The sequence below is a fragment of the Rugamonas sp. GW822-FHT03B10 genome, assembly GCF_058801745.1.
Genome location: NZ_JBXANP010000004.1, coordinates 124,076 through 146,604, shown reverse-complemented (window position 1 = coordinate 146,604; position 22,529 = coordinate 124,076). Strand labels below are relative to the sequence as shown.

Below are 22,529 nucleotides of genomic sequence, written 5' to 3'. Positions count from 1 at the left end.
TCATGACGACGCCACTGGAACAATTCCTGGTGCGGGCCGAGGCGCTGCTGCAGCGGGTCGAGGCCATCCTGCCGCAGACCCCGCGCGCGCCGGACTGGCGGCTCGGCTACGCCTACCGCTGGCGCCGCCACCACAGCGGCGCCAGCTACCTGCAGGCCGTGGCGCACGCCTCGACCATCGCGCTGACCGACCTGCACAACATCGGCCCGCAGAAGGCCCAGATCGAACAGAACACGCGCCAGTTCGTGGCCGGCCGTCCGGCCAACAACGTGCTGCTGACGGGCGCGCGCGGCACCGGCAAGTCGTCGCTGATCAAGGCCTGTCTGAACCAGTTCGCGGCCGACGGCCTGCGCCTGATCGAGGTCGACAAGGCCGACCTGGCCGAGCTGCCCGACATCGTGGACCTGGTGGCGGGCCGCCCCGAGCGCTTCATCATCTTCTGCGACGACCTGTCGTTCGAGGAGGGCGAGAGCGGCTACAAGGCGCTCAAGGTGGCGCTCGACGGCAGCGTGGCCGCCCAGTCGGACAACGTGCTGATCTACGCCACCTCGAACCGCCGCCACCTGATGCCCGAGCGCATGTCCGACAACGCCAGCTACCAGCACGACGAGGATGGCGACCTGCATCCGGGCGAGACGGTGGAGGAGAAGATTTCGCTGTCCGAGCGCTTCGGCCTGTGGCTGTCGTTCTACCCGTTCAAGCAGGACGACTACCTCGACATCGTGGCCCACTGGCTGACTTCTTTCGGTTGCGACGCGGCCCAGATCGAAGCCGCCCGCGCCGACGCCCTGCGCTGGGCCCTGCAGCGCGGTTCGCGTTCGGGCCGGGTGGCCTGGCAGTTCGCCAAGGATCACGCCGGCAAGCTGCCGCGGGACGGCGCGGCATGAGCGGTGGCAATGGCGTGAGCGGCGGCGGTGGCCTGAACGGCGGCGCGCGCCCGATCGACGTGGCCGTCGGCGTCCTGGTGCGGCCCAACGGCGACGTGCTGCTGGGCCAGCGTCCCGAAGGCAAGCCCTACGCCGGCTACTGGGAATTCCCCGGCGGCAAGGTCGATCCGGGCGAGACGGTGCTGCAGGCGCTCAAGCGCGAATTCGTCGAGGAACTGGGGCTGACCATCCGCAGCGCCGAGGAATGGTGTGGCATCGAGCACGTGTATCCGCACGCGCACGTGCGGCTGCATTTCTTCATCAGCCGCGACTGGGAAGGCGAGCCGCAAAGCCTGGAAGGGCAGGCGTTCGCGTGGCAGGGGGCGGTGGGGGTGGAACCGCTGCTGCCGGCGACCATCCCGTTGCTGGAATGGCTGGAGCAGGTGCGCTACGGCTGAGCGCGCGGCTTATTCCTGGTCGAGCGGATCGACCGGCGGCGCGGCGGGGATGGTGTATTTTTCCTCGGCCCAGGCGCCCAGGTCGATCTGTTTGCAGCGTTCCGAGCAGAACGGGCGGAATTTGTTCTCCGGCTTCCATTCCACTTTGGCGCCGCAGGTGGGGCAATCAACAACGGTCATAGCGATCCATCAAAAATTACAGAGCGTGAGCTCGAATGGTACATCGTCTTCCAGCGGCTTGGGTTTCAGGTCGCCGCCCTGGGTGGTGAAGCGCACCCACAGCATGTATTTGTTGGCCGAGATCTCGGGGATGGCGCCCAGCGTCTCGTCCAGCGTCAGGCGCAGCATCTGGTACACCTTGCCCTGCAACATCTGCTGGTAGCTGCCGGCCACGGCGATCATCTTGACCGGGCCGCCCGAGTCGCGCAGCAGGCGCAGCACGAGGGCCAGCGCGTCGAACAGCGGCGCCAGCGGGGCGAACCAGTTGGCGATGTCGTTGAAGCGCTGTTCGGCGCTGCGCTGCTGCCACGCGTAGTAGGACGGCAGGTCGAATTCGCAGGCGCCGCCGGGGATGATGGTGCGGCCGCGGATCGACATCAGCCATTCGTTGTCGCGCACGTTCTGGCCGGTCTTGCCCTGGGCCGCCACCAGCGCGCCGCTGACGGCGTCCAGCTCGCCCAGGATGGCGTCCAGCGTCTCGGCCTGGACGTTGGGGTTCATGCGGTAGCCCAGCAGGCTTTGGCGCTGGCGTTCCAGCTCCTGCAGCAGGTCCGACTTGAGATCGGCCCGGCCCGCCACCTCCAGCATGTCGAAGATGGTGGCCAGCGCGACATGGTGCTGCATCGGGTGTTCTTGATGCACAAAGAACTTGAATTTCTCGTACAGGTCCTCCAACCGCAACAGGGTACGTATGCGTTCGTTGAAAGGATATTCGTAGACGATCAAAATAACATCCCTCTATGTGTGGACCCGCTGATAATCCCGTGATTTTGAAGCAAGCGAAGCAAAATTACAAACCTTGGGGCCCGTTTGGCGCCATTCCGCTCGAAAAAGTCAGATATAGGCGGTGCAGACGGTCGATTTGGGGCGTCAGCGCGTCCAGGCCGCCGTCGTTGACGATCACGTCGTCGGCCGCGTCCAGCCGCTGCCGGCGCGTGGCCTGTGCCGCCATGATGGCCCGCACTTGCGCTTCTGGCAAGTGGTTGCGCGCCATCACCCGGGCCAGCTGAACCGTTTCCGGGCAGTCTACCGCAAGCACGCGCGACACCCGCGCACGCCATGAGCCCGATTCCACCAACAGCGGGATGGCCAGCATCACGTAGCAGCCGCTGGCGGCGGCCGCGGCCGCCTCGGTCGCGGCCCGGATGCGCGGGTGCAGGATGGCCTCCAGGCCGGCCTTGGCGTCGGGGTCGGCGAACACCAGCTGGCGCATGCGGGCCCGGTCCAGCGCGCCGGCCGCGTCCGCGTATTCGGGGCCGAAGCGGGCCACGATGTCGGCCATGGCCGCGCCGCCGGGCGCCGTCAGGCTGTGGGCGATCTGGTCGGTGTCGACGATGGTGGCGCCGCGCGCGGCGAACAGCTCGGCCACCGTGCTCTTGCCGCTGCCGATGCCGCCCGTCAGGCCGACCGTGAAGCGGGGCGGGCCGCCCATGTCAGCCCAGCAGGCCGGACGTGAAGCCCGACAGTTGTTTGCCGCACAGCAGGGCGATCAGGCCGGCCGCCGCCAGGTAGGGGCCGAACGGGATCGGGTTGTGGCGGCCGTGGCGCGCGAACACGATCAGGCAGATGCCGACCACGGCGCCCACCACCGACGACAGCAGGATGATGGCCGGCAGCATGGCCCAGCCCATCCACGCACCGAGCGCGGCCAGCAGCTTGAAGTCGCCGTAGCCCATGCCCTCCTTGCCCGTGGCCAGCTTGAACAGCCAGTAGATCGACCACAGCGCCAGGTAGCCGGCCGCCGCGCCGATCACGGCGTCCTGCAGCGGCACGAAGGTGGCGTTGACGTTGAGCAGCAGGCCGGCCCACAGCAGCGGGAAGGTCAGGTCGTCCGGCAGCATCTGGGTGTCGAAGTCGATGAAGGTCATGGCCACCAGCGCGCACACGAAGAAGATGGCGGCCAGGCCGGCCCAGCCGCTGCCGAAGTGCCACACCATCAGGCCCGACAGCACCGCCGTCAGCAGTTCCACGGCCGGGTAGCGGGCCGAGATCGGCGCCTTGCAGGCGCTGCACTTGCCGCGCTGGACCAGGTAGCTGAGCACGGGGATGTTCTCCAGCGCCGTGATCTGGTGGCCGCAGTGCGGGCAGGCCGAGCGCGGCGCGACCAGGTTGTAGCGGTCGGTGTGGGGCGGCTCCTTGCCGCTTTCCGTGGCCACGTAGTTGTCCGATTCGCGCTGCATCATCTTCGGCAGGCGGTGGATGACGACGTTGAGGAAGCTGCCGAACATGAGCCCGAACAGGGCCGCGATCAGGCTGACGACGAGGTTGGCGGGCGGGGCGAAGAACAGGGTAGTTTGCACGATGGGGAGTTGCGCCCTGGGGGCGTCGTTATTGTCACGGGTCGAGTGTAATGCATTCCTGGCTGGCATGGGGCCGCCGCGCGGCCCCACGCCACCGTCAGACCACGGAGCCGAGCTTGAAGATGGGCAGGTACATGGCGATCACCAGGCCGCCGATCAGCACGCCCAGGATCACCATGATCATCGGCTCCATCAGGCTCGACAGCGAAGCGACGGCCTCGTCGACCTCCTCCTCGTAGAAGTCGGCCACCTTGCCCAGCATGGCGTCGAGCGAACCCGATTCCTCGCCGATCGACACCATCTGCGTCACCATGTTGGGGAACACGTCGGCGTTCTGCATGGCCACCGTCAGGCTGACGCCGGTGCTGACCTCGCTCTGGATGCGGCGCGTGGCGTCCAGGTAGACGGCGTTGCCGGCCGCCCCGCCCACCGAGTCGAGCGACTCGACCAGCGGCACGCCGGCCGCGAACATGGTCGACAGGGTGCGGGTCCAGCGCGCGATGGTGGCCTTGCGGATCACCTCGCCGAACACGGGCAGTTTCAGCAGGGTGACATCCATGAAGCGCTGCACCTTGAGCGAGCGCTGCCAGGCGCGGAAGAAGAAATACAGGCCGCCGAAGATGGCGCCGAAGATCACGTACCACCACTTGACGAAAAATTCCGAGATCGCCATCACGGCCAGCGTGGGCGCGGGCAGGTCGGCGCCGAAGCTCTTGAACACCTCCTTGAAGGCCGGCACCACCCAGATCATGATCACGGCCGTGACGATGAAGGCCACGGCCAGGATCGACACCGGGTACATCAGGGCCGACTTGATCTTGGCCTTCATGGCCAGCGTCTTCTCCTTGTAGATCGCGAGCCGGGTCAGCAGGTCCTCCAGGATGCCGGCCTGTTCGCCGGCGCCCACCAGGTTGCAGAACAGCGGGTCGAAGTACAGCGGGAACTTGCGGAACGCCTGGTTCAGGCTGGTGCCGGTCTCGATGTCGGCCCGCAGGTCCAGCACCAGCTTGGACACGGACGGGTTGGCGTGGCCCTTGCCGACGATGTCGAACGACTGCAGCAGCGGCACGCCGGCCTTCATCATGGTGGCCAGCTGGCGCGTGAACAGCGAGATGTCCTTGTCGGTCACCTTCTTGCCGCTGCGGTAGACCTTCTTCTTGATCTTGGTGACCATGATGCCCTGGCGGCGCAACGTGACGTTGACCACGGCCTCGCCGCCGGCGCGCAGCTCGCCGCGCACGGTCTTGCCGGTCTTGTCCTTGCCCTCCCAGGAGAAGATGGATTCCTTGATCGGGGTGCCGCTCGATGTGGCCATGGTCGCTTTCCTATTCGTTGGTGCAGCCGAGTACTTCTTCCAGGCTGGTCAGGCCGCTCTTGACCTTGACCAGGCCCGACTGGCGCAGCGACTTCACGCCCTCGGCCTCGGACTGGGCCGCGATCTGCATGGCGTTGCCGCTGGCCAGGATCAGCGCCTCGATGGCCGGCGTGATCGGCATGATCTGGTAGATGCCGACCCGGCCCTTGTAGCCGCCGCCGTTGCAGCGCTCGCAGCCGACCGGGCCGTACGGTTTCCAGCTGCCGTCCAGCTCCTCGGGCTGGAAGCCGGCCTTGATCAGCAGCTCCGGCGAGATCTCGACCGGCTGCTTGCACGTGCACAGGCGGCGCGCCAGGCGCTGGGCCGTGATCAGGATCACGGACGAGGCGATGTTGAACGGCGCCACCCCCATGTTCATCAGCCGCGTCAGGGTCGACGGCGCGTCGTTGGTGTGCAGCGTGGAGAACACCATGTGGCCGGTCTGGGCCGCCTTGATGGCGATGTCGGCCGTCTCCAGGTCGCGGATCTCGCCGACCATGATGATGTCGGGATCCTGGCGCAGGAACGACTTGAGGGCCACCGGGAAGGTCAGGCCGGCCTTGTCGTTGACGTTGACCTGGTTCACGCCCGGCAGGTTGATCTCGGCCGGGTCCTCGGCCGTGGAGATGTTGATGCCGGGCTGGTTGATCACGTTCAGGCAGGTGTACAGCGACACCGTCTTGCCCGAGCCGGTCGGTCCCGTCACCAGCACCATGCCGTACGGGCGGTGGATGGCGTCGAGCAGCAGCGCCTTCTGGTCCGGGTCGTAGCCGAGCGCGTCGATGCCCATCTGGGCCTGGGTCGCGTCCAGGATCCGCATCACGGTCTTCTCGCCGAACAGCGTGGGCAGGGTCGAGATGCGCAGGTCGATGGTCTTGGTCGGCGACACGATCAGGCGCATGCGGCCATCCTGCGGGATGCGCTTCTCCGAGATGTCGAGCTTGGCCAGCACCTTGATGCGCGACACCAGCTTCTCCTTGATCGAGATCGGCGGCTGGGCATGCTCGATCAGCACGCCGTCGACCCGGAAGCGGATCCGGTAGAACTTCTCGAACGGCTCGAAGTGCAGGTCGGAGGCGCCCATGTTGACGGCGTCCATCAGCATCTTGTTGAGGAAGCGCACGATGGGCGCGTCCTCCACCTCGCTGGCGGCCTGGTCGGCGGCGGCCGTGGTGGCCGGGTTGTCGTCCTCGGCGAACTGGATGTCCTGTTCCTCGCCGGCCAGTTCGCTCAGGCTTTGCTCGGCGCTCTTGCTGAGCGTGGCCAGCAGCTTGAGCAGCGCGTCGTGGGCCACGATGACGGGCTCGACGGCCGATTCGGTCTGGAACTTGATCTGGTCCAGGGCCTGGGTGTTGGTCGGGTCCGAGATGGCGACCGACATCTTGTTGCCGCGCTTGGCCAGCGCCACCACGCGCTGGGTGTACATCAGCTTGCCGTCTATGCTCTTGGGCGGCAGCGCCTCCAGGTTCAGGCAGGCCAGGTCGATCAGCGGGTAGCCGTAGGTCTCCGCGCAGAACGCGGCCAGCGCGGGCGCGTCGATGATGCCGCCGGCCAGCACGGCGTCGATGAACGGCAGCTTCTCGGTCAGCGCTTTTTTTTGCAGCGCCTCCGCCTGCTGGGCGCTCAGGCGTCCGGCTTGCATCAGGGCGCGGGCCAGCCCCGGCAAGGAGGTGCTGGGCGCCGCGTTAGGGAGGACTGCTGCCATAGGAGCGCTGTTCGGATTGGTGTCGGGATGGTGGAGCGGACAGGGGCAGCCTGGCCCTCAACTACCCGTCGGATAATGCCCTTGCGGATCAAGTTTGTAAAGCAACTCGTTGCCGTGCAGCAACAATCTATGCCGCGCCGTGGCGTCCGCCGCGCGTCCGCGGGGCGGGAGGCCCGCAACGGCGGGGCTGCGGCCGTTGCGCTCAGGAAGCGCGCTTGCCGCCCGGACGTATCAATTTCACCACTTTGATCGACTGGTGCTGCACTTGCACCACCTCGATCACGCACTGGCCGATCTTGACGCTGATGGGCGACTCCGGGATTTCCTGCAACAATTCCAGCATCATCCCGTTCAGGGTTTTCGGCCCGTCCAACGGGAAGTTTAATCCCAGACGCTTGTTTATGTCACGCAATGCCGTGGCGCCCTCCAGCAGGCATTCGCCATGCTCGTTCCAGTCGAAGCTGTCGGCGCGGGCGGCGCCGGGCATGGAGGTGGTGAATTCGCCTATCATCTCCTCGATGATGTCGTCCAGCGTGACCAGGCCCTGCACCTCGCCGTACTCGTCGACGATGATGCCCAGCCGTTCGCGGTTCTCCTGGAAATACTGGAGCTGGGTGAACACGCGCGTGTCCTGCGGGATGAAGTAGGGCGCCGTCAGCAGGGCGCGGAAGTGCTCGACCGTCAGCTCCTGCTCCTGGTTGAGCAGGGCCACGGCCTTGCGCACGTGCAGGATGCCGACGATCTGGTTGATCTCGCCCTCGTAGACGGGCAGCTTGTTGTGGTAGCAGGTGGTCAGCTCGTGCTTGATCTCGTCCACCGGCAGCGCCAGGTCGAGCGCCTCGATCTGCGAGCGCGGCGTCATGATGTCCTCGACCGAGATGGTCTCCAGGTCGAACAGGTTGAGCAGGATGCTCTTGTGCTTCTGCGGGATGAAGTTGCCGCCCTCCAGCACGATCGAGCGCAACTCCTCGGGCGACAGGCGGGCGTCGTGCTGGCGCGCGCCGTCCTTGATGCGCAGCGGCTTGAGCACGACGCTGACGAACAGGTTGACGAACCAGATCAGCGGCTTGGCCGCCGCCATCAGCGGCTTCAGCACCATGCTGGTGGGCAGCGCGATCTTCTCCGGGTAGGTGGCGCCGATCACCTTGGGCGAGATCTCGGCGAACACGATCAGCAGGAACGCCACCACGCTGGTGGAGATGGTGATCACGTTGTCGTCGTGGCCGAAGGTGGCGATGGCGATGGCCGTCACCAGCGCGGTGGCCATGGCGTTGATCAGGGTGTTGGCGATCAGCACCAGCGACAGCAGCTTGTCGGTGCGTTCGAGCAGCCACAGCGTGGTGCTGGCGCCACGGCTGCCGCGCTTGGCCAGGTGGCGCAGGCGGTGGCGGTTGGCCGCCATCAGGGCCGTCTCCGCCATCGCGAAAAAGGCCGAACACAGTATCAGGAGGGCGAGCGCAAGCAGTTGCACCCAGAACGGCACGGTATCCAAATGTCACCGTCAAGAATCTTGCATGGGGGACTGGCCGGCATACAACGGCCGGGCCAGGGCGGGATGGCCCGGAACGCGGCCATGGAGTTCTGGATTTTAAGGCAAGGCCGGTGGCGATGCAAGTTCGCCCGTGGCGGCGTCGTCACTGCACGGCGCCGGCCGCGTCCTCGTCCGCCATGGCGCGCTCGAGCGGCAGCACCACGCGGAACACGGATCCCTTGCCCAGTTCGCTGCGCACGTCGATGCGTCCGCCATGCTTCTGCACGATGCCGTACGACAGCGACAGCCCCAGCCCCGTGCCCTTGCCGACCGGCTTGGTGGTGAAGAACGGTTCGAAGATGCGCCCCAGCAGCTCGGGCGCGATGCCGCTGCCGCTGTCCTCCACCTCGACCCACACGTGGCCGTCGCCGCCGCCGGTGCGCACGGTGATGCGGCCGCGCTCCTCGATGGCGTGGGCGGCGTTGACGAGCAGGTTCATGAACACCTGGTTCAGCTGCGACGGGAAGCACGTGACCTGGGCGATGCCGGCATATTCCTTGACCACCTCGGCCTTGTACTTGATCTCGTTCCACACCACGTTGAGCGTGCTGTCCAGGCCCTGTTCCAGGTTGGCCGGCACCAGCCCGCTGCTGTCGACGTGCGAGAAGTACTTCAAGTCCTGCACGATGCGCATCACCCGCTCCAGCCCCTCGCGCGATTCGTTGAGCAGGTTGCCCAGGTCCTCGCGCAGGAACTCGGCGTCGATCTCGCGCTTCAGGCCCTCGATGGCGGCCAGCTGCGCGGGCGCCAGCGCCCCCGCGCCGGCCTCGTAGGCGTCGAGCAGGCGCAGCATGTCGCGCCCGTACTGCTGCAGCGCGTTCAGGTTGGAGTTGACGAAGGCGATCGGGTTGTTGATCTCGTGCGCCACCCCGGCCGCCAGCACGCCGATCGAGGCCATCTTCTCCGACTGCAGCAGCTGGTTCTGGGCCTCGTTCAGTTTGCGGATCAGCTCCTGCTGGCAGGCCTTCTCCGTCTCCAGCGTGGCGTTGGCGCGCTGCAGGTCGGCCGTGCGGCTCAGCACCCGCGCCTCGAGCTGGTCGCGCGATTCGCGCAGCGCCGCCTCGGCCCGCTCGCGCTCCGTGATGTCGGTGTAGCTGAACACCCGGCCCACGATGCGCTCGCCCAGGTACTGCGGGCGGGCGCGGCACTCGAACACGCGCCCGTCGTGCAGGCGCAGCAGGTGTTCGGTCTCGTCCTCGCTGACCACGGCGCTGAGCAGGCCGCGGCACAGCGCGCGCTCGGCCACCTGGTCCGACAGGAAGGCCAGGATGGCGCCGTCGTCGCGCGCGTCGAGCAGCGCCGCCGGCACCCCCCACATATTGCTGAACAGGCGGTTCATGCTGGCGATCTTGCCCCGCCAGTCCAGCACCAGGATGCCGTTGCCGGTCGATTCGAGCGTGGCGCGCAGCTGCGACAGCGTCTGCTCCAGCATTTCCTCCACCTGGCGCTCGTGGCGGATGTCGCGCGCCTGCACCAGCAGCAATGGCGCGCCGTCGTGCTCGATCACGCGCACCGACTTGGCCACCGTGATGATGCTGGCGTCGGCGCAGCGGTATTCGCCTTCCTGGGCCTCGATGTCCTGGCACAGCCCGTTGCGCACGTCCTCCCAGTAGAACACGTCGGGTAGCGAGCTTTCGATGTCGGTGATGGCCATGCCGGGCAGCGCGTCCTCCGGGTAGCCCAGCGTCTGCGCCACGCCGCGGTTGGCGCCGATGATGCGCAGGCTGCGCGGCTCGACCAGCAGCATCATGTGCGGGCTGTGGTCGAGCATCAGTTGCTGGAGGCTGCGGGGGCTCATGCGGCGGCGGCCCCCTGGCCGGCCGTGCTGGCGTCGAAGTAGTAGCTGACCCGCTTGCGCGGGCTCAGGTACAGCAGCACGTCCTGCGGCACCTGCGCCGGCTTGAGCGACTTGACGATGTTCAGGCTGGTCTCGCGCTCCATGTCGACCAGGATCGCCTCGTGCTTGGGCACGGCCGCGTCGTAGATGACGACGATGGGCTTCATCGGCTTGCTGGTGTTGACGGTGGCCACCATGCCGAGCACGCCGTTCGACAGCTGCACCACGGTGCCGGGCGGGTACACGCCCAGGCAGCGGATGAAGATCTGCAGCAGCTTGGGGTCGAACTTGTCGCGCTGGCGCGCGAACATCTGCGACAGCGCGTCGTGCGGGGTGAGGGCGGCGCCCGGGTGGGCCGGGTTGCACAGCTCGTCGTAATGGTCGGCGATCGAGACGATGCGGGTCAGCACGCTGATGGCCTCGCCCTTGAGCGCGCGCGGGTAGCCGCTGCCGTCGTGTAGTTCGTGGTGGTCGCGGATGATGGCGGCCACGGCCGGCGCCAGCGCCAGCTCCCGGGCCATATCGGCGCCGTACTGGCAATGCAGCTGGTAGGCGTTCTGCTCGGCGCGGGTGAGCGGCTCGGACTTGTTGAGGATCTTGTCGGACACGTTCTTGTGGCCGATGTCGTGCAGCAGCGCGCCCATGCCCAGCAGGGAGATGACGGCGTGCGGCAGCTGGATGTCGCGCGCGATCATCATGGCCAGCATGGTCACGTTGAGCGAGTGCAGGTACATCTCCTCGCCGCCCACCTTGTCGCCCATCACGTGGATCGCCAGCTCGGGCGCGCACAGGATGGAGTCGACGATCTGCGTCACCAGCTCGGTGGCCTGGGCCACGCTGGCGGCCGGCTTGCTGAACAGGTTGGTCTCGATGGAACGGATGGTGCGCGCTGCGTCGAGGAAGGCCTTCTCGATCTGGCCGGCCTGCTCGCGCTGCTGGTGGATGCGCTCCACCATGGCGCGCTTGGCCTGCTGCATGGATGACAGGGCCGGGGCGGGGGGCGGGGCGGGCGGCGCGGCCCCGCCGCCGGGCACGCCGGCACCGGCGCCGGCCGCCGGTCCCGCCAGGGCGCCCGGATCGCTGAGGGCCGGGCTGATGCGCACCTTGTGCAAGCCCAGGCCGCGCAGCACCTGGATCTGTTCCTCGTCCTTGATCTTGAAGTGGCTGAACGCGAACGGATGCTCGAACCATTTCAAGTCCAGGTGCACGTACAGGCCCACCCGCAATTGGTCGATGGAGATTTCTGCTTGGTCGAGCATGATGTCGCGAGTCCCCGGTGGCAGCCGCACGAAGGTTCCTGACTGTTGGTATGCAAGCGGCAAACGACGGGCGCCGGCCGCTCATTGACCAACATCATGCTACGGAATCGGGCTTTGTGCAGCAGGGAATCGGATCATTCTTGATCGGAAGTTGGTCTGTGGCAACACGCACGGGCGCGCAGCCCGTGGCGGCTGATGCTATCAATTCGCTAGCGTTGCGCGCGTCGCACGCGCGCGGCGGGGCGGTCAGCTGCCGCGGTAGGTGGAATACGCCCACGGCGATACCACCAGCGGCACGTGGTAGTTCTGGTCCGCGCTGGCGATGCCGAACGCCAGCGTCACCTGGTCGACGAAGCGCGGCGAGGGCAGGTCCACGCCCCGGGCCGCGAAGTAGTCGCCGGCGCCGAACACCAGCTCGTACTGGCCGACCCGCATGGCGTCGCCTTCGAGCAGCGGCGCGCAACGGCCGTCGGCGTTGGTGACGTCGGTCTTCAGCAAGGTCCTGCCGGCCGGTCCGACGGCGTACAGCGCCACGTTCACGCCGGCGCCAGGCTTGCCGACGGTGATGTCGAGCACGTGCGTACTAAGCTTACCCATGGTTTCTCCTCCATATATGTTTGGGCGGTGGTGTCTATGTAGCAAATCATATACTGGGGCTGTCGGAGCAATATATGATGCGCCATATATCCTTCATTGCTTCTCTTTCTTGCTGACTGACGATGACAACCTACGACAACTACCCGCGCGACATGATCGGCTACGGCCGCACCCCACCGCATCCCAACTGGCCGGGCAAGGCCAGGGTGGCGCTGCAGTTCGTGCTCAATTACGAGGAGGGGGGCGAGAACAACGTGCTGCATGGCGATCCGGCGTCGGAGACCTTCCTGTCGGAGATCATCGGCGCGGCCGCCTTCCCCAACCGCCACCTGAGCATGGAGTCGATCTACGAATACGGTTCGCGGGCCGGCCTGTGGCGGCTGCTGCGCATGTTCGAGGAGCGCAAGCTGCCGCTGACCGTCTTCGGCGTGGCCATGGCGCTCAAGCGCAACCCGGAGGCGGTGGCCGCGTTCCGGCAACTGGGCCATGAAATCGCCTGCCACGGCCTGCGCTGGATCTCGTACCAGAACATGGACGAGGCGACCGAGCGCGCGCACATGCACGAAGCCGTGGCCATCATCAAGGAGCTGACCGGCAGCGCGCCGCAAGGCTGGTACACGGGGCGCGACTCGCCCAACACCCGCAGGCTGGTGGTGGAGCACGGCGGCTTCCGCTACGACGCCGACCATTACGGCGACGACCTGCCGTTCTGGCAGCAGGTCGACTACACGGACGCCAACGGCCGGCCGGCCGTGGCGCCGCAGCTGATCGTGCCCTACACGCTCGACACCAACGACATGCGCTTCGCCGCCATGCAGGGCTTCAACTCGGGCACCCAGTTCTTCGACTACCTGAAGGACGCGTTCGACGTGCTGTACGCGGAGGGCGACCCCAATGGCCTGAACCAGCCGAAGATGCTGTCGATCGGCCTGCACTGCCGGCTGGTGGGGCGCCCGGCCCGCGCCGCCGCGCTGGCGCGCTTCCTCGACTACGTGCAAAGCCACGAGCAGGTCTGGATCACGCGCCGCATCGACATCGCCGAACACTGGCACCACCACCATCCGTTCGTTGGCTGATCGCGGCCGGACCGGCGGCCGGTCGCTGCGATTCGGGCGTATGATGGCGTAGTGCCCCCGGCCCGGCCGGGGGGCGCCGTCGCAGGCGGCCGGCCCGGCCGCCTGTCGCTTTCACGCTCGCCGCGATGGAAAGGAGCCCGCCATGAACTACGCCGGCGCAACGGAGCGCCACGCCACCGCATGGAGCGCCGTGGGCCTGCCCAGCGCCCATGAGTCGGCCCGGCTGCACGTGCTGGGCCGAGCCACCTACACCGACGACCTGCCGGAACTCCAGGGCACGCTGCACGCGGCGCTGGGCTTGTCGGCGCGGGCCCACGCCACCATCGTGGCGCTGGACCTGACCCCGGTGCTGGCCGCGCCCGGCGTGGTGGCCGCCTACACGGCGCGCGACTTCCCCGGCGTGAATGAATGCGGCCCGATCATGCACGATGATCCCATCCTGGCCGACGGCGAAGTGCTGTACGTGGGCCAGCCGCTGTTCGTGGTGGTGGCCGACACCCACGACCACGCCCGCCGCGCGGCGCGCCTCGCCAGCGTCACCTATGCCGACCTGCCCGCCATCTTCACCCCGCAGCAGGCGCGCGACGCGCGCGCGCACGTGCTGCCGCCCATGCTGCTGCAACGGGGCGATTGCCAGGGCGCGCTGGACCTGGCCCTGCACAAGGTGCGCGGCCGCTTGTTCGTGGGCGGCCAGGAGCACTTCTACCTGGAGGGCCAGGTGGCCTACGCCATCCCGCGCGAGGACCAGTGCCTGCTGGTGCACTGCTCGACCCAGCACCCGAGCGAGATGCAGCACGTGCTGGCCCACGCGCTGGCGCTGGCGTCGCACCAGGTGCAGGTCGAATGCCGGCGCATGGGCGGCGGCTTCGGCGGCAAGGAGTCGCAGTCGGCGTTGTGGGCGGCGCTGGCCGGGCTGGCCGCGCACCGGCTGCAACGCCCCGTCAAGCTGCGGGCCGACCGCGACGACGACATGCTCGTCACCGGCAAGCGCCATTGCTTCTACTACGAATACGAGGCCGGCTACGACGCGGACGGCCGCATCCTGGCCGCGCGCGTGGACATGACCTTGCGGGCCGGCTATTCGGCCGACCTGTCCGGCCCCGTCGCCACGCGCGCCGTGTGCCACTTCGACAACGCCTACTTTTTGTCGGACGTGGAGATCCGCGCCGCCTGCGGCAAGACCAACACCCAGTCCAACACGGCGTTCCGCGGCTTCGGCGGGCCGCAGGGCGCGCTCGCCATCGAATACATCATCGACGACATCGCGCGCCATCTGGGCCTCGACCCGCTCGACGTGCGGCGCCGCAATTTCTACGGCGTCAGCGAACGCAACGTCACACCGTACGGCCAGACCATCGTCGACAACGTGATCGCCGACCTGGTGGCCGATCTGGAACGCGGCAGCGACTACCGCGTGCGCCGGGCCGCCGTCGCCCAGTTCAACGAGCGCAGCCCGGTGCTCAGGAAGGGCATCGCGCTCACCCCCGTCAAATTCGGCATCGCCTTCAATGTCACCCATCTGAACCAGGCGGGCGCGCTGGTGCATGTGTACGGGGACGGCTCGGTGCTGGTCAACCACGGCGGCACCGAGATGGGGCAGGGCATCAACACCAAGGTGATGCAGGTGGTGGCGCACGAACTCGGGCTGGACCTGCACCGGGTGCGGGCGACGGCCACCGACACGGCCAAGGTGGCCAACACCTCGGCCACGGCCGCCTCCACCGGCGCCGACCTGAACGGCAAGGCGGCGCAGGACGCGGCGCGCCGCATCCGCGAGCGGCTGGCCGTGCTGGCCGCCGGCGTGTACGGCGGCGCGGCCGGCGCCGTGCGCTTTTGCGGCAACCAGGTGCACGTGAACGGCCAGGTGCTGCCGTTCACGGAGCTGGTGCGGCAAGCCTATCTGACGCGGGTCCAGCTGTGGTCGGACGGCTTCTACGCCACGCCCGGCCTGCACTGGGATCCGGTCGCCATGCAGGGCCACCCGTTCTCGTACTACGCCTACGGCGCGGCCGTGTCCGAAGTGGTGGTCGATACGCTGACGGGCGAATGGAAGCTGCTGCGGGCCGACCTGCTGTACGACGCGGGCCGTTCGCTCAACCCGGCCATCGACATGGGCCAGGTGGAGGGCGCCTTCATCCAGGGCATGGGCTGGCTGACGACGGAGGAACTGTGGTGGAACGCGGACGGCAAGCTGATGACGCATGCGCCGTCGACCTACAAGATCCCCGCCGTCTCGGACTGCCCGGACGCATTCCACGTGCGCCTGTACCAGAACGCCAACGTGGAGGACAGCATCCACCGCTCCAAGGCCGTGGGCGAGCCGCCGCTGCTGCTGCCGTTCTCCGTGTTCTTCGCCATCCGCGACGCCATCTCCAGCGTGGGGCAGCACCGCGTGCGCCCGCCGCTGGACGCGCCGGCCACCTGCGAGGCCATCCTGCGCGCCGTCACGGCCGTGCGCGCGGCCCACTGAACGGGGACGCCGATGCAAGCCTACCGCGCCAGCCTGCTGCATTTCCACGACGATCCCGCGTTCAGCGAGCAGGCCCACAGCTGGCACGAGGATGGCCTGTTGCTGGTCGACGATGGCAGGGTGGTGGCGGCCGGCGACTATCCAACGCTGCACGCCACGCTGGCGCCGGGCACGCCGCTGCACGACTACAGCGGCAAGCTGATCACACCCGGCTTCATCGACACCCACGTCCACTACCCGCAGACGGACATGATCGCCTCGCCGGCGCCGGGCCTGCTGCCATGGCTGGAAACCTACACCTTCCCGACCGAGCGCCGCTTCGACGATCCGGCCCACGCGGCCGGCACGGCCGAGTTCTTCCTCGACGAGCTGCTGCGTTGCGGCACCACCACGGCCATGGTCTACTGCACCGTGCACGCGGCCTCGGTGGACGCCCTGTTTTCGGCCGCCGAGCAGCGCCAGTTGCGCATGGTGGCCGGCAAGGTGCTGATGGACCGCCACTGCCCCGAATGGCTGCGCGACACGGCCGAGGCGGGCGCGCGCGACAGCGAGGCGCTGATCCGGCGCTGGCACAAGCACGGCCGCGCGCTGTACGCCATCACGCCGCGCTTCGCGCCCACGTCCAGCGAGGCCCAGCTGCGGCTGGCCGGCGAACTGGCCGCGGCCTGGCCAGACACCTTCGTGCAAAGCCACGTGGCGGAGAACGCCGACGAATGCCGCTGGGCGCGTGAACTGTTCCCGCAGGCGCGCAGCTACCTCGACGTGTACGAGCGCTGCGGCCTGCTGCGCCCGCGCGCCGTCTACGGCCACTGCCTGTGGCTGGACGACGACGACCGCGCGCGCATGGCCGCCACCGGCGCGGCGGCCGCCGTCTGCCCCACCTCCAACCTGTTCCTGGGCAGCGGCCTGTTCGATTTCGCGCGGGCCGACCGGGCCGGCATGCGCCTGGCGCTGGCCACGGACGTGGGCGGCGGCACGTCGTTTTCAATGTTGCAAACAATGAATGAAGCCTATAAAGTAGCGCGCTTGACGGGCAGCTATCTGCCGGCCCTGCGCATGTTCTACCTGGCCACATTGGGCGCGGCCCGCGCCATGGGGCTGGAGGGCACGATCGGCGGTTTCGCGCCGGGCGCGGAGGCCGATTTCATCGTGCTCGATCCGCAGGCCACGCCGCTGCTGCAGCGCCGCAGCAGCCACTGCGCCAGCCTGGAGGAGTTGCTGTTCGCGCTGGCGCTGCTGGGCGACGACCGCGCCGTGGCCGCCACCTACGCGGCCGGCAACCGGGTCCACGTGCGCGACGCTGCCTGATGTTCGACGTCCAACCTTAGCGAGACCACCGCATGCCAAGAAAAATCGCCAGCCTGATGCTGCCCGCCGCCGCCGTCCTCGTCGCCTGCGCCATGCCGCACGCGGCCCATGCCGCCGCTGGCGCCCATGCCGCCGGCACCGCCGCCCGCAACGAAGCGATCACCAAGCGCCATTTCGCCGCGCTGGTGGCCGGCAGCGAGCCCAAACTGGCCGAGCTGACCATGTTCTTCACCATGATGCCCAAGGGCGGCGACCTGCACCACCACTATTCGGGCGCCATCTACGCCGAGCAGTACCTGGAGTGGGTCGACCTGCAGCACTACTGCGTCAACCGCGCCAGCTACCGGATCGAGACGGACAAGGCCGTCATCGCCGCCGAGCAGGCCAAACCGGCCGCCGAGCGCGCGTGCGTGACGGGGCAGCAGGTGATGGGCGACAACACCCTGCTGGCCCAAGTGCTGCAGCACTGGTCGGACAAGGACTTTTACAACCACAGCGGCAACCAGTCGCCGCCCGACCGCCAGTTCTTCGACACCTTCGCCTATTTCGGCCCGGTGGCGTCGAGCAACGCCCAGGACGGCCTGCAGCGCCTCAAGCAGCGCGCCATCCAGGAAAACCTGAGCTACATCGAGACCATCTTCGAGCTGGCGCCGTTCACCCACAACGACGATTTCGACCGCGAGGCGCTGGCCCACGGCGTGACGGATGCGGCGCTGGAAGCGTACAGCGCGCAGCTCGAGCACGAGCAGGGCTACCAGCAGTGGATCGCGTCCTATCTGGACAACCTCGACAAGGGCAGCGCCGGCATCGACGACGCCCGGTTCACCATGCGCTACCAGCCGTTCGTGCTGCGTTTCCTGTCGCCGTCGCAGGTGTTCGCGTCCATGGTGTCGAGCTTCAAGCTGGCGGCGCTGAGCCCGCGGATCGTGGGCGTCAACATCGTGGGGCAGGAGAGCGTGCATGTGGCGATGCGCGACTATGCGATGCACATGCAGATGTTCAAGTTCCTGAAATCCAAGTATCCGAACGTCAAGCTGGCGCTGCACGCCGGCGAGCTGGCGCTGGGCATGGTGCCGCCCGAGGGGCTGACCTTCCACATCAAGGACGCGGTGGAGGTGGCCGGCGCCAGCCGCATCGGCCACGGCATGGACATCGCCCATGAGAGCGATCCGCTGGCCATCATGAAAACCATGCATGACAAGGGCATCGCCGTCGAAGTCAACCTGAGTAGCAACGACTTCATCCTCGGCATCAAGGGCGCGGCCCATCCGGTCACGCTGTACCGCAAGTATGGCGTGCCGTTCGTGCTGGCCACCGATGACGCGGGCGTGTCGCGCAACAACCTGTCGGGCGAATACGTGCTGTACGCGGCCCGCTACCGGCCCGACTACGCGGAAGTGAAGAAGCTGTCCTACGACAGCCTGCGCTACGCCTTCCTGGCGCCGGCCGACAAGCAGCGCCTGCTCAAGGCGCTCGATGGCAGGTTCGCCAGCTTCGAAGCGGCCATCGCGGCCGCCGAGCCCAAGCGCAAGTAACAAACAGCCGTTCCAGGCGACACGGTGAGGCGGCGCCGGCACGGCGTTGCCTTCCCACGACATCAATTTGGTGGACTTCCTCTAGTTTCACGCCTTTTCAAAGATGAATTATTTTCATGGTCATATGGCCTGAACTATAATCGCGCCCGGCAGCCCCGGCCTTGCCTTTGTTTCCAGTCCGTCATGCGTTTTCCGGTTCTATTTATTTGTTCGTCGTCTTAATCCCTAAGATAAATCGTATTTGTCAACCAATTTGCCATCATGCATAGTGGGACGAAATTATCCAAAAATGCAATATTTTTGTTTCCGTAATAGCCAGGGGATGGGCTGACATGCGGTGTTGATGGTGTTCGGCGGCGCTTTTCGGCGCCATTTTCTTTATGAGCAACGTTGCCATAAAGCTGTCATTACCGTGAAATATTGAACCGTTACACTTGTGCGTTGCGCCCGCAGGGCCGGCGCCAGGCATGGCGCGCAGCGGCAGATGTTCGGCCACGCGGCCACGCGGCTTACCAGTTGCAGCACAGTAAAGAGGGATTCCCGCTATCCGCGCGGATTTCCATATAACTATTCGTCTATTTTGGGGTACCACCATGATTGATCACAAACGGCTCCGGCTCACGCAGATCGCGCTCAGCCTGTCCATCGCCCTCGCGGCAGCGCCCGCCTTCTCGCAGAACACCACCTCGGCCATCGGCGGCCGCATCTCGGCCGCCGACGGCAAGCCGGCCAGCGGCGCCGTCGTCACCATCGTCCACACCGAATCCGGTACGGTCAACAACGTGGTGACGGACGCGGAAGGCCGCTACGTGGCGCGCGGCCTGCGCACCGGCGGTCCGTACACGATCACCATCACCAAGGACGGCGTGACGGAGAAGCGCGAGAACGTGTTCATCCAGCTGGCCGAGACCGCCAACGTGGACGCCACGCTGGGCGCGCCGGCGATGCAGACCGTGACCATCGCCGGCGTGGCCGGCGGCCGTTCCGAGAAGTTCTCCAAGACCACCATGGGCACCGGCACCAGCATCGGCCGCACCGAGCTCGACATCCAGGGTTCGATCAACCGCAACCTGCAGGACTATGCGCGCGCCGACCCCCGCGTGTCGCAGACCGACAAGGAGCGCGGCGAAATGTCCGTGGCCGGCCAGAACTCGCGCTACAACTCGCTGACCATCGACGGCGTGGCCGTCAACGACACTTTCGGCCTGGAGTCGAACGGCAGCCCGACGGCCAAGCAGCCGATCTCGATCGAGGCGATCCAGTCGGTGCAGGTCAACGTGGCCAACTACGACGTGACCCAGAAGGGCTACACGGGCGGCAACATCAACGCCGTCACCAAGTCCGGCACCAACAAGGTGCACGGCAGCGTGTACTACGTGTTCCGCAACGATTCGCTGGCCGGCGACCGCTACAACGCCGCGACCGACAGCTACTACGCGCCGGCCCCGTTCAAGGAGACCACCAAGGGCGCCACCGTGGGCGGCCCGCTGATCAAGGACAAGCTGTTCATCTTCGCCGCCTACGAGAAGCTGGAATCGACCCGCGCCGCGCCCGCGTTCGGCCCGATCGGCAGCCCGCTGACCAACGTCGGCATCACCAACTCGGCCATCGCCGGCGCCACCGCCATCGCCAAGAACCAGTACGGCTTCGACGTGGGCACCTCGGCCACGCCGGGCAATTCGGCCCTGAACGTGGACGACAGCCTCGTCAAGCTGGACTGGAACATCAACGACAACCACCGCGCCATGTTCCGCTGGTCCAAGACCAAGCAGGAAGAGCCGCAGTTCTCCGGCCTGGACAAGTCGGGCATCTCGCTCAACTCGCGCTGGTTCAACCAGGGCAAGACCATCGAGACCAAGGTGGCGCAATGGACCGCCGACTGGACCCCGACCTTCTCGACCGAGGTCAAACTGTCGCAGCGCGACTACGACCGCGTGCCCAGCCTGAATTCGCAACTGCCGCTGATCAACCTGTCGTTCACCGGACCCACGCCGGACGGCACGCCGGCCGGCGTCTCCACGGCCAGCCGCACGCTGTCGTTCGGCACCGACAACAGCTACCAGCGCAACATCCTCAACACCAAGACCGTGGATGGCTACCTGGGCGCCAACTGGACGCTGGGCGACCATGAAGTCAAGTTCGGCGGCGACTACCAGAAGAACGACGTGTACAACGCGTTCCTGCAGAACGTCTGGGGCAACTACACCTTCTCTTGCATCAACAAGCTGGCCTACTCGTTCGCGGCCGCCGGCACGCTCGACTGCGGCAAAGCCACCAACGGCCAGATCGAACAAGCCGTGCTGGAGAACTTCAGCCGCGGCCGGCCGTCGTCGTACACGCTGCAGGTGCCCAACGAGGGCCTGACGCTGGACGACGCCATCGCCCGCTTCAGCATGAAGAACTACGGCCTGTTCGTGCAGGACACGTGGAGCGCCACCAAGAACCTGACGCTGAGCTACGGCGTGCGTCTGGACACGGCCCATGTGGATGGCCGTCCGCTGCGCAACGCCGCCGCCGCCGCGCCCATGGTGGCCGGCAACCCGGCCACGGGTGCGCGCCAGACCGGCGGCTTCGGCCTGGACAACACCGTCACCTTCGACGGCCAGCAACTGTGGCAGCCGCGCGCCGGCTTCAACTACACGTTCGACAGCGCGCGTCCGACGCAGGTGCGCGGCGGCACCGGCCTGTTCCAGGGCGCGGCGGCCACCGTGTGGCTGTCCAACCCGTTCTCCAACCCCGGCGTGGCCACCCACAACGTGGTGTGCGGCGGCTCGGGCGCCTGCCCCACGACGGACGGCAACTTCAGCCCCGACATCAACAAGCAGCTGACCAGCCTGCCCGGCGTGAGCGCCCAGGCCAACGTGGACGCGCTGGCGCCCGGCCTCAAGCAGCCTTCCGTGTGGAAGTCCAACATCGCGTTTGACACGGAACTGCCATGGTTCGGCCTGGTGTTCGGCGCCGAGTACCTGAACACCAAGGTGCACGACGGCATCTACTATCAGAGCCTGAACCTGGGCACGCCGACCAAGACCGGCACCGACGGCCGCGCGCTGTACTACTCGGCGCAAGCGTACAACCCGGCCTGCTGGACGGCCTCCGGCGTGATGGTCAGCAACGGCGCCACCTGCACCGGCGCCCGCAACAAGGCGCTCAGCAACACCGCCTTCGGCAACGTGCTGGTGGCCGCCGGCACCGACAAGGGCAGCAGCAACCTGGCCACGCTGTCGCTGAGCCGTCCGATGACGAACGGCTTGAACTGGTCGGTGTCGTACACCTACTCGGACGCGACGGAAGTGTCGCCGCTGACCTCGTCGACCTCGGGTTCGACCTTCAACGGCCGCTCGATCTTCAACCCGAACGAGGAAGTGGCCGCCAACTCGGCCTACCTGGTCAAGAACCGCATCAACGCCCTGGTCAACTTCCAGAAGCGCTTCTTCGGTTCCTACAAGACCACCTTCGGCATGTTCTATGAGGGCCGCAGCGGCAAGCCCTACAGCTGGACCGTCAACAACGACCTGAACGGCGACAGCCAGGGCGGCAACGACCTGATGTACATCCCGTCCGCGCCCGGTTCGGGCCAGGTGGTGTTCGCCGGCGACACGGCCACCAGCCACGCCAACGAGGACAAGTTCTGGTCCATCGTCAACGCCAATTCGGTGCTGAAGAAGGCCGCCGGCGGCGTCGTCAGCCGCAACTCGGACTTCTCGCCTTGGACCAACTCGGTCGACCTGCGCATCAAGCAGGAGATCCCGGGCTTCTTCAAGGACCACAAGGGTTCGCTCACGCTCGACATCTTCAACGTCGGCAACCTGCTGAACAAGAAGTGGGGCCGCATCAACGAAGTGGGCTTCCAGCCCGCCGGCGGCCAGGCCCGCAGCTTCGTCGACTACGTCGGCCTGGACGCGCAGGGCCGCTACATCTACAAGGTGCGTGACGTGGAAACGCTCGATACCCGCCAGGTCAAAGGCGAATCGCAGTGGGCGATCCAGGCCACCGTCAAGTACGAGTTCTAAG

Annotated in this window: 18 protein-coding genes; 7 read left to right on the top strand and 11 right to left on the bottom strand. The window is 67.0% G+C overall.

Features of this window, described 5'->3' with window-relative positions; genetic code table 11:
• Positions 1-2 precede the first annotated feature (2 nt).
• Together AC1RQG_RS08695 and mutT are read left to right on the top strand one after the other, a co-directional pair.
• Positions 3-887: an ATP-binding protein gene (locus tag AC1RQG_RS08695; protein ID WP_493130320.1), complete on the top strand. Its 885-nt coding sequence runs from the start codon at positions 3-5 to the stop codon at positions 885-887.
• Positions 884-1,324, top strand: coding sequence for an 8-oxo-dGTP diphosphatase MutT (mutT, locus tag AC1RQG_RS08690; protein WP_493130318.1), 441 nt, complete (start codon positions 884-886; stop codon positions 1,322-1,324). The genes AC1RQG_RS08695 and mutT overlap by 4 nt, the downstream gene beginning before the upstream one ends.
• Positions 1,325-1,333: 9 nt before the next feature.
• Here mutT and AC1RQG_RS08685 read toward each other — a convergent pair whose 3' ends face one another.
• The 10 genes from AC1RQG_RS08685 to uraH form a co-directional block, all read right to left on the bottom strand.
• Positions 1,334-1,504 (bottom strand): DNA gyrase inhibitor YacG, encoded by a 171-nt coding sequence (locus tag AC1RQG_RS08685; protein WP_493130317.1) that lies wholly within the window; start codon positions 1,502-1,504, stop codon positions 1,334-1,336.
• A 9-nt stretch (positions 1,505-1,513) separates the two neighbouring features.
• Positions 1,514-2,269 (bottom strand): cell division protein ZapD, encoded by a 756-nt coding sequence (zapD, locus tag AC1RQG_RS08680; protein WP_493130315.1) that lies wholly within the window; start codon positions 2,267-2,269, stop codon positions 1,514-1,516.
• A 64-nt stretch (positions 2,270-2,333) separates the two neighbouring features.
• A complete protein-coding gene (coaE, locus tag AC1RQG_RS08675) occupies positions 2,334-2,975 on the bottom strand; it encodes a dephospho-CoA kinase (protein ID WP_493130313.1) in 642 nt (213 codons plus the stop codon).
• A 1-nt stretch (position 2,976) separates the two neighbouring features.
• On the bottom strand, positions 2,977-3,771 hold the full coding sequence (locus AC1RQG_RS08670) for a prepilin peptidase (protein ID WP_493130739.1): 795 nt from the start codon (positions 3,769-3,771) through the stop codon (positions 2,977-2,979).
• Between the two features lie 169 nt (positions 3,772-3,940).
• Positions 3,941-5,158, bottom strand: a complete 1,218-nt coding sequence (locus tag AC1RQG_RS08665) for a type II secretion system F family protein (protein ID WP_493130311.1) — start codon at positions 5,156-5,158, stop codon at positions 3,941-3,943.
• 10 nt (positions 5,159-5,168) lie between these two features.
• A complete protein-coding gene (gene pilB / locus AC1RQG_RS08660) occupies positions 5,169-6,902 on the bottom strand; it encodes a type IV-A pilus assembly ATPase PilB (protein ID WP_493130309.1) in 1,734 nt (577 codons plus the stop codon).
• 202 nt (positions 6,903-7,104) lie between these two features.
• Positions 7,105-8,394, bottom strand: coding sequence for an HlyC/CorC family transporter (locus AC1RQG_RS08655; protein ID WP_493130307.1), 1,290 nt, complete (start codon positions 8,392-8,394; stop codon positions 7,105-7,107).
• A gap of 142 nt (positions 8,395-8,536) precedes the next feature.
• Positions 8,537-10,231 carry an ATP-binding protein gene (locus AC1RQG_RS08650; protein WP_493130305.1) on the bottom strand — a complete coding sequence of 565 codons (1,695 nt, stop codon included), beginning with the start codon at positions 10,229-10,231 and terminating at the stop codon, positions 8,537-8,539.
• Entirely contained in the window at positions 10,228-11,529 is a 1,302-nt protein-coding gene (locus AC1RQG_RS08645; RefSeq protein WP_493130303.1) for an HD-GYP domain-containing protein, read from the bottom strand. The genes AC1RQG_RS08650 and AC1RQG_RS08645 overlap by 4 nt, the downstream gene beginning before the upstream one ends.
• A gap of 246 nt (positions 11,530-11,775) precedes the next feature.
• Positions 11,776-12,126 carry a hydroxyisourate hydrolase gene (uraH, locus tag AC1RQG_RS08640; protein ID WP_493130301.1) on the bottom strand — a complete coding sequence of 117 codons (351 nt, stop codon included), beginning with the start codon at positions 12,124-12,126 and terminating at the stop codon, positions 11,776-11,778.
• A gap of 122 nt (positions 12,127-12,248) precedes the next feature.
• On the opposite strand from uraH, the gene puuE reads away from it, so the two are divergent.
• From puuE to AC1RQG_RS08620, 4 genes are all read left to right on the top strand, one after another.
• Complete coding sequence (puuE, locus tag AC1RQG_RS08635; protein ID WP_493130299.1) at positions 12,249-13,202, top strand: allantoinase PuuE; 954 nt, start codon at positions 12,249-12,251, stop codon at positions 13,200-13,202.
• A gap of 142 nt (positions 13,203-13,344) precedes the next feature.
• Positions 13,345-15,672, top strand: coding sequence for a xanthine dehydrogenase molybdopterin binding subunit (gene xdhB / locus AC1RQG_RS08630; protein ID WP_493130298.1), 2,328 nt, complete (start codon positions 13,345-13,347; stop codon positions 15,670-15,672).
• Positions 15,673-15,684: 12 nt separating this feature from the next.
• Positions 15,685-16,980 carry a guanine deaminase gene (guaD, locus tag AC1RQG_RS08625; protein WP_493130296.1) on the top strand — a complete coding sequence of 432 codons (1,296 nt, stop codon included), beginning with the start codon at positions 15,685-15,687 and terminating at the stop codon, positions 16,978-16,980.
• A 32-nt stretch (positions 16,981-17,012) separates the two neighbouring features.
• Entirely contained in the window at positions 17,013-18,515 is a 1,503-nt protein-coding gene (locus AC1RQG_RS08620) for an adenosine deaminase (RefSeq protein ID WP_493130294.1), read from the top strand.
• A 259-nt stretch (positions 18,516-18,774) separates the two neighbouring features.
• On the opposite strand, the gene AC1RQG_RS08615 is transcribed toward AC1RQG_RS08620, so the two are convergent.
• Entirely contained in the window at positions 18,775-19,011 is a 237-nt protein-coding gene (locus AC1RQG_RS08615; RefSeq protein ID WP_493130293.1) for a hypothetical protein, read from the bottom strand.
• A 97-nt stretch (positions 19,012-19,108) separates the two neighbouring features.
• On the opposite strand from AC1RQG_RS08615, the gene AC1RQG_RS08610 reads away from it, so the two are divergent.
• Positions 19,109-22,528 (top strand): TonB-dependent receptor, encoded by a 3,420-nt coding sequence (locus AC1RQG_RS08610; protein WP_493130291.1) that lies wholly within the window; start codon positions 19,109-19,111, stop codon positions 22,526-22,528.
• The last annotated feature ends 1 nt before the right edge of the window (position 22,529 follow it).

What these genes read in the sequence shown, in the direction of transcription:
- AC1RQG_RS08695 (WP_493130320.1), top strand. Translation starts at nt 3, where the DNA reads ATGACGACGCCACTGGAACAATTCCTGGTGCGGGCCGAGGCGCTGCTG.
- mutT (WP_493130318.1), top strand. Translation starts at nt 884, where the DNA reads ATGAGCGGTGGCAATGGCGTGAGCGGCGGCGGTGGCCTGAACGGCGGC.
- AC1RQG_RS08685 (WP_493130317.1), bottom strand. Translation starts at nt 1,504, where the DNA reads ATGACCGTTGTTGATTGCCCCACCTGCGGCGCCAAAGTGGAATGGAAG.
- coaE (WP_493130313.1), bottom strand. Translation starts at nt 2,975, where the DNA reads ATGGGCGGCCCGCCCCGCTTCACGGTCGGCCTGACGGGCGGCATCGGC.
- AC1RQG_RS08670 (WP_493130739.1), bottom strand. Translation starts at nt 3,771, where the DNA reads ATGTTCGGCAGCTTCCTCAACGTCGTCATCCACCGCCTGCCGAAGATG.
- AC1RQG_RS08665 (WP_493130311.1), bottom strand. Translation starts at nt 5,158, where the DNA reads ATGGCCACATCGAGCGGCACCCCGATCAAGGAATCCATCTTCTCCTGG.
- pilB (WP_493130309.1), bottom strand. Translation starts at nt 6,902, where the DNA reads ATGGCAGCAGTCCTCCCTAACGCGGCGCCCAGCACCTCCTTGCCGGGG.
- AC1RQG_RS08650 (WP_493130305.1), bottom strand. Translation starts at nt 10,231, where the DNA reads ATGAGCCCCCGCAGCCTCCAGCAACTGATGCTCGACCACAGCCCGCAC.
- AC1RQG_RS08645 (WP_493130303.1), bottom strand. Translation starts at nt 11,529, where the DNA reads ATGCTCGACCAAGCAGAAATCTCCATCGACCAATTGCGGGTGGGCCTG.
- uraH (WP_493130301.1), bottom strand. Translation starts at nt 12,126, where the DNA reads ATGGGTAAGCTTAGTACGCACGTGCTCGACATCACCGTCGGCAAGCCT.
- puuE (WP_493130299.1), top strand. Translation starts at nt 12,249, where the DNA reads ATGACAACCTACGACAACTACCCGCGCGACATGATCGGCTACGGCCGC.
- xdhB (WP_493130298.1), top strand. Translation starts at nt 13,345, where the DNA reads ATGAACTACGCCGGCGCAACGGAGCGCCACGCCACCGCATGGAGCGCC.
- guaD (WP_493130296.1), top strand. Translation starts at nt 15,685, where the DNA reads ATGCAAGCCTACCGCGCCAGCCTGCTGCATTTCCACGACGATCCCGCG.
- AC1RQG_RS08620 (WP_493130294.1), top strand. Translation starts at nt 17,013, where the DNA reads ATGCCAAGAAAAATCGCCAGCCTGATGCTGCCCGCCGCCGCCGTCCTC.
- AC1RQG_RS08610 (WP_493130291.1), top strand. Translation starts at nt 19,109, where the DNA reads ATGATTGATCACAAACGGCTCCGGCTCACGCAGATCGCGCTCAGCCTG.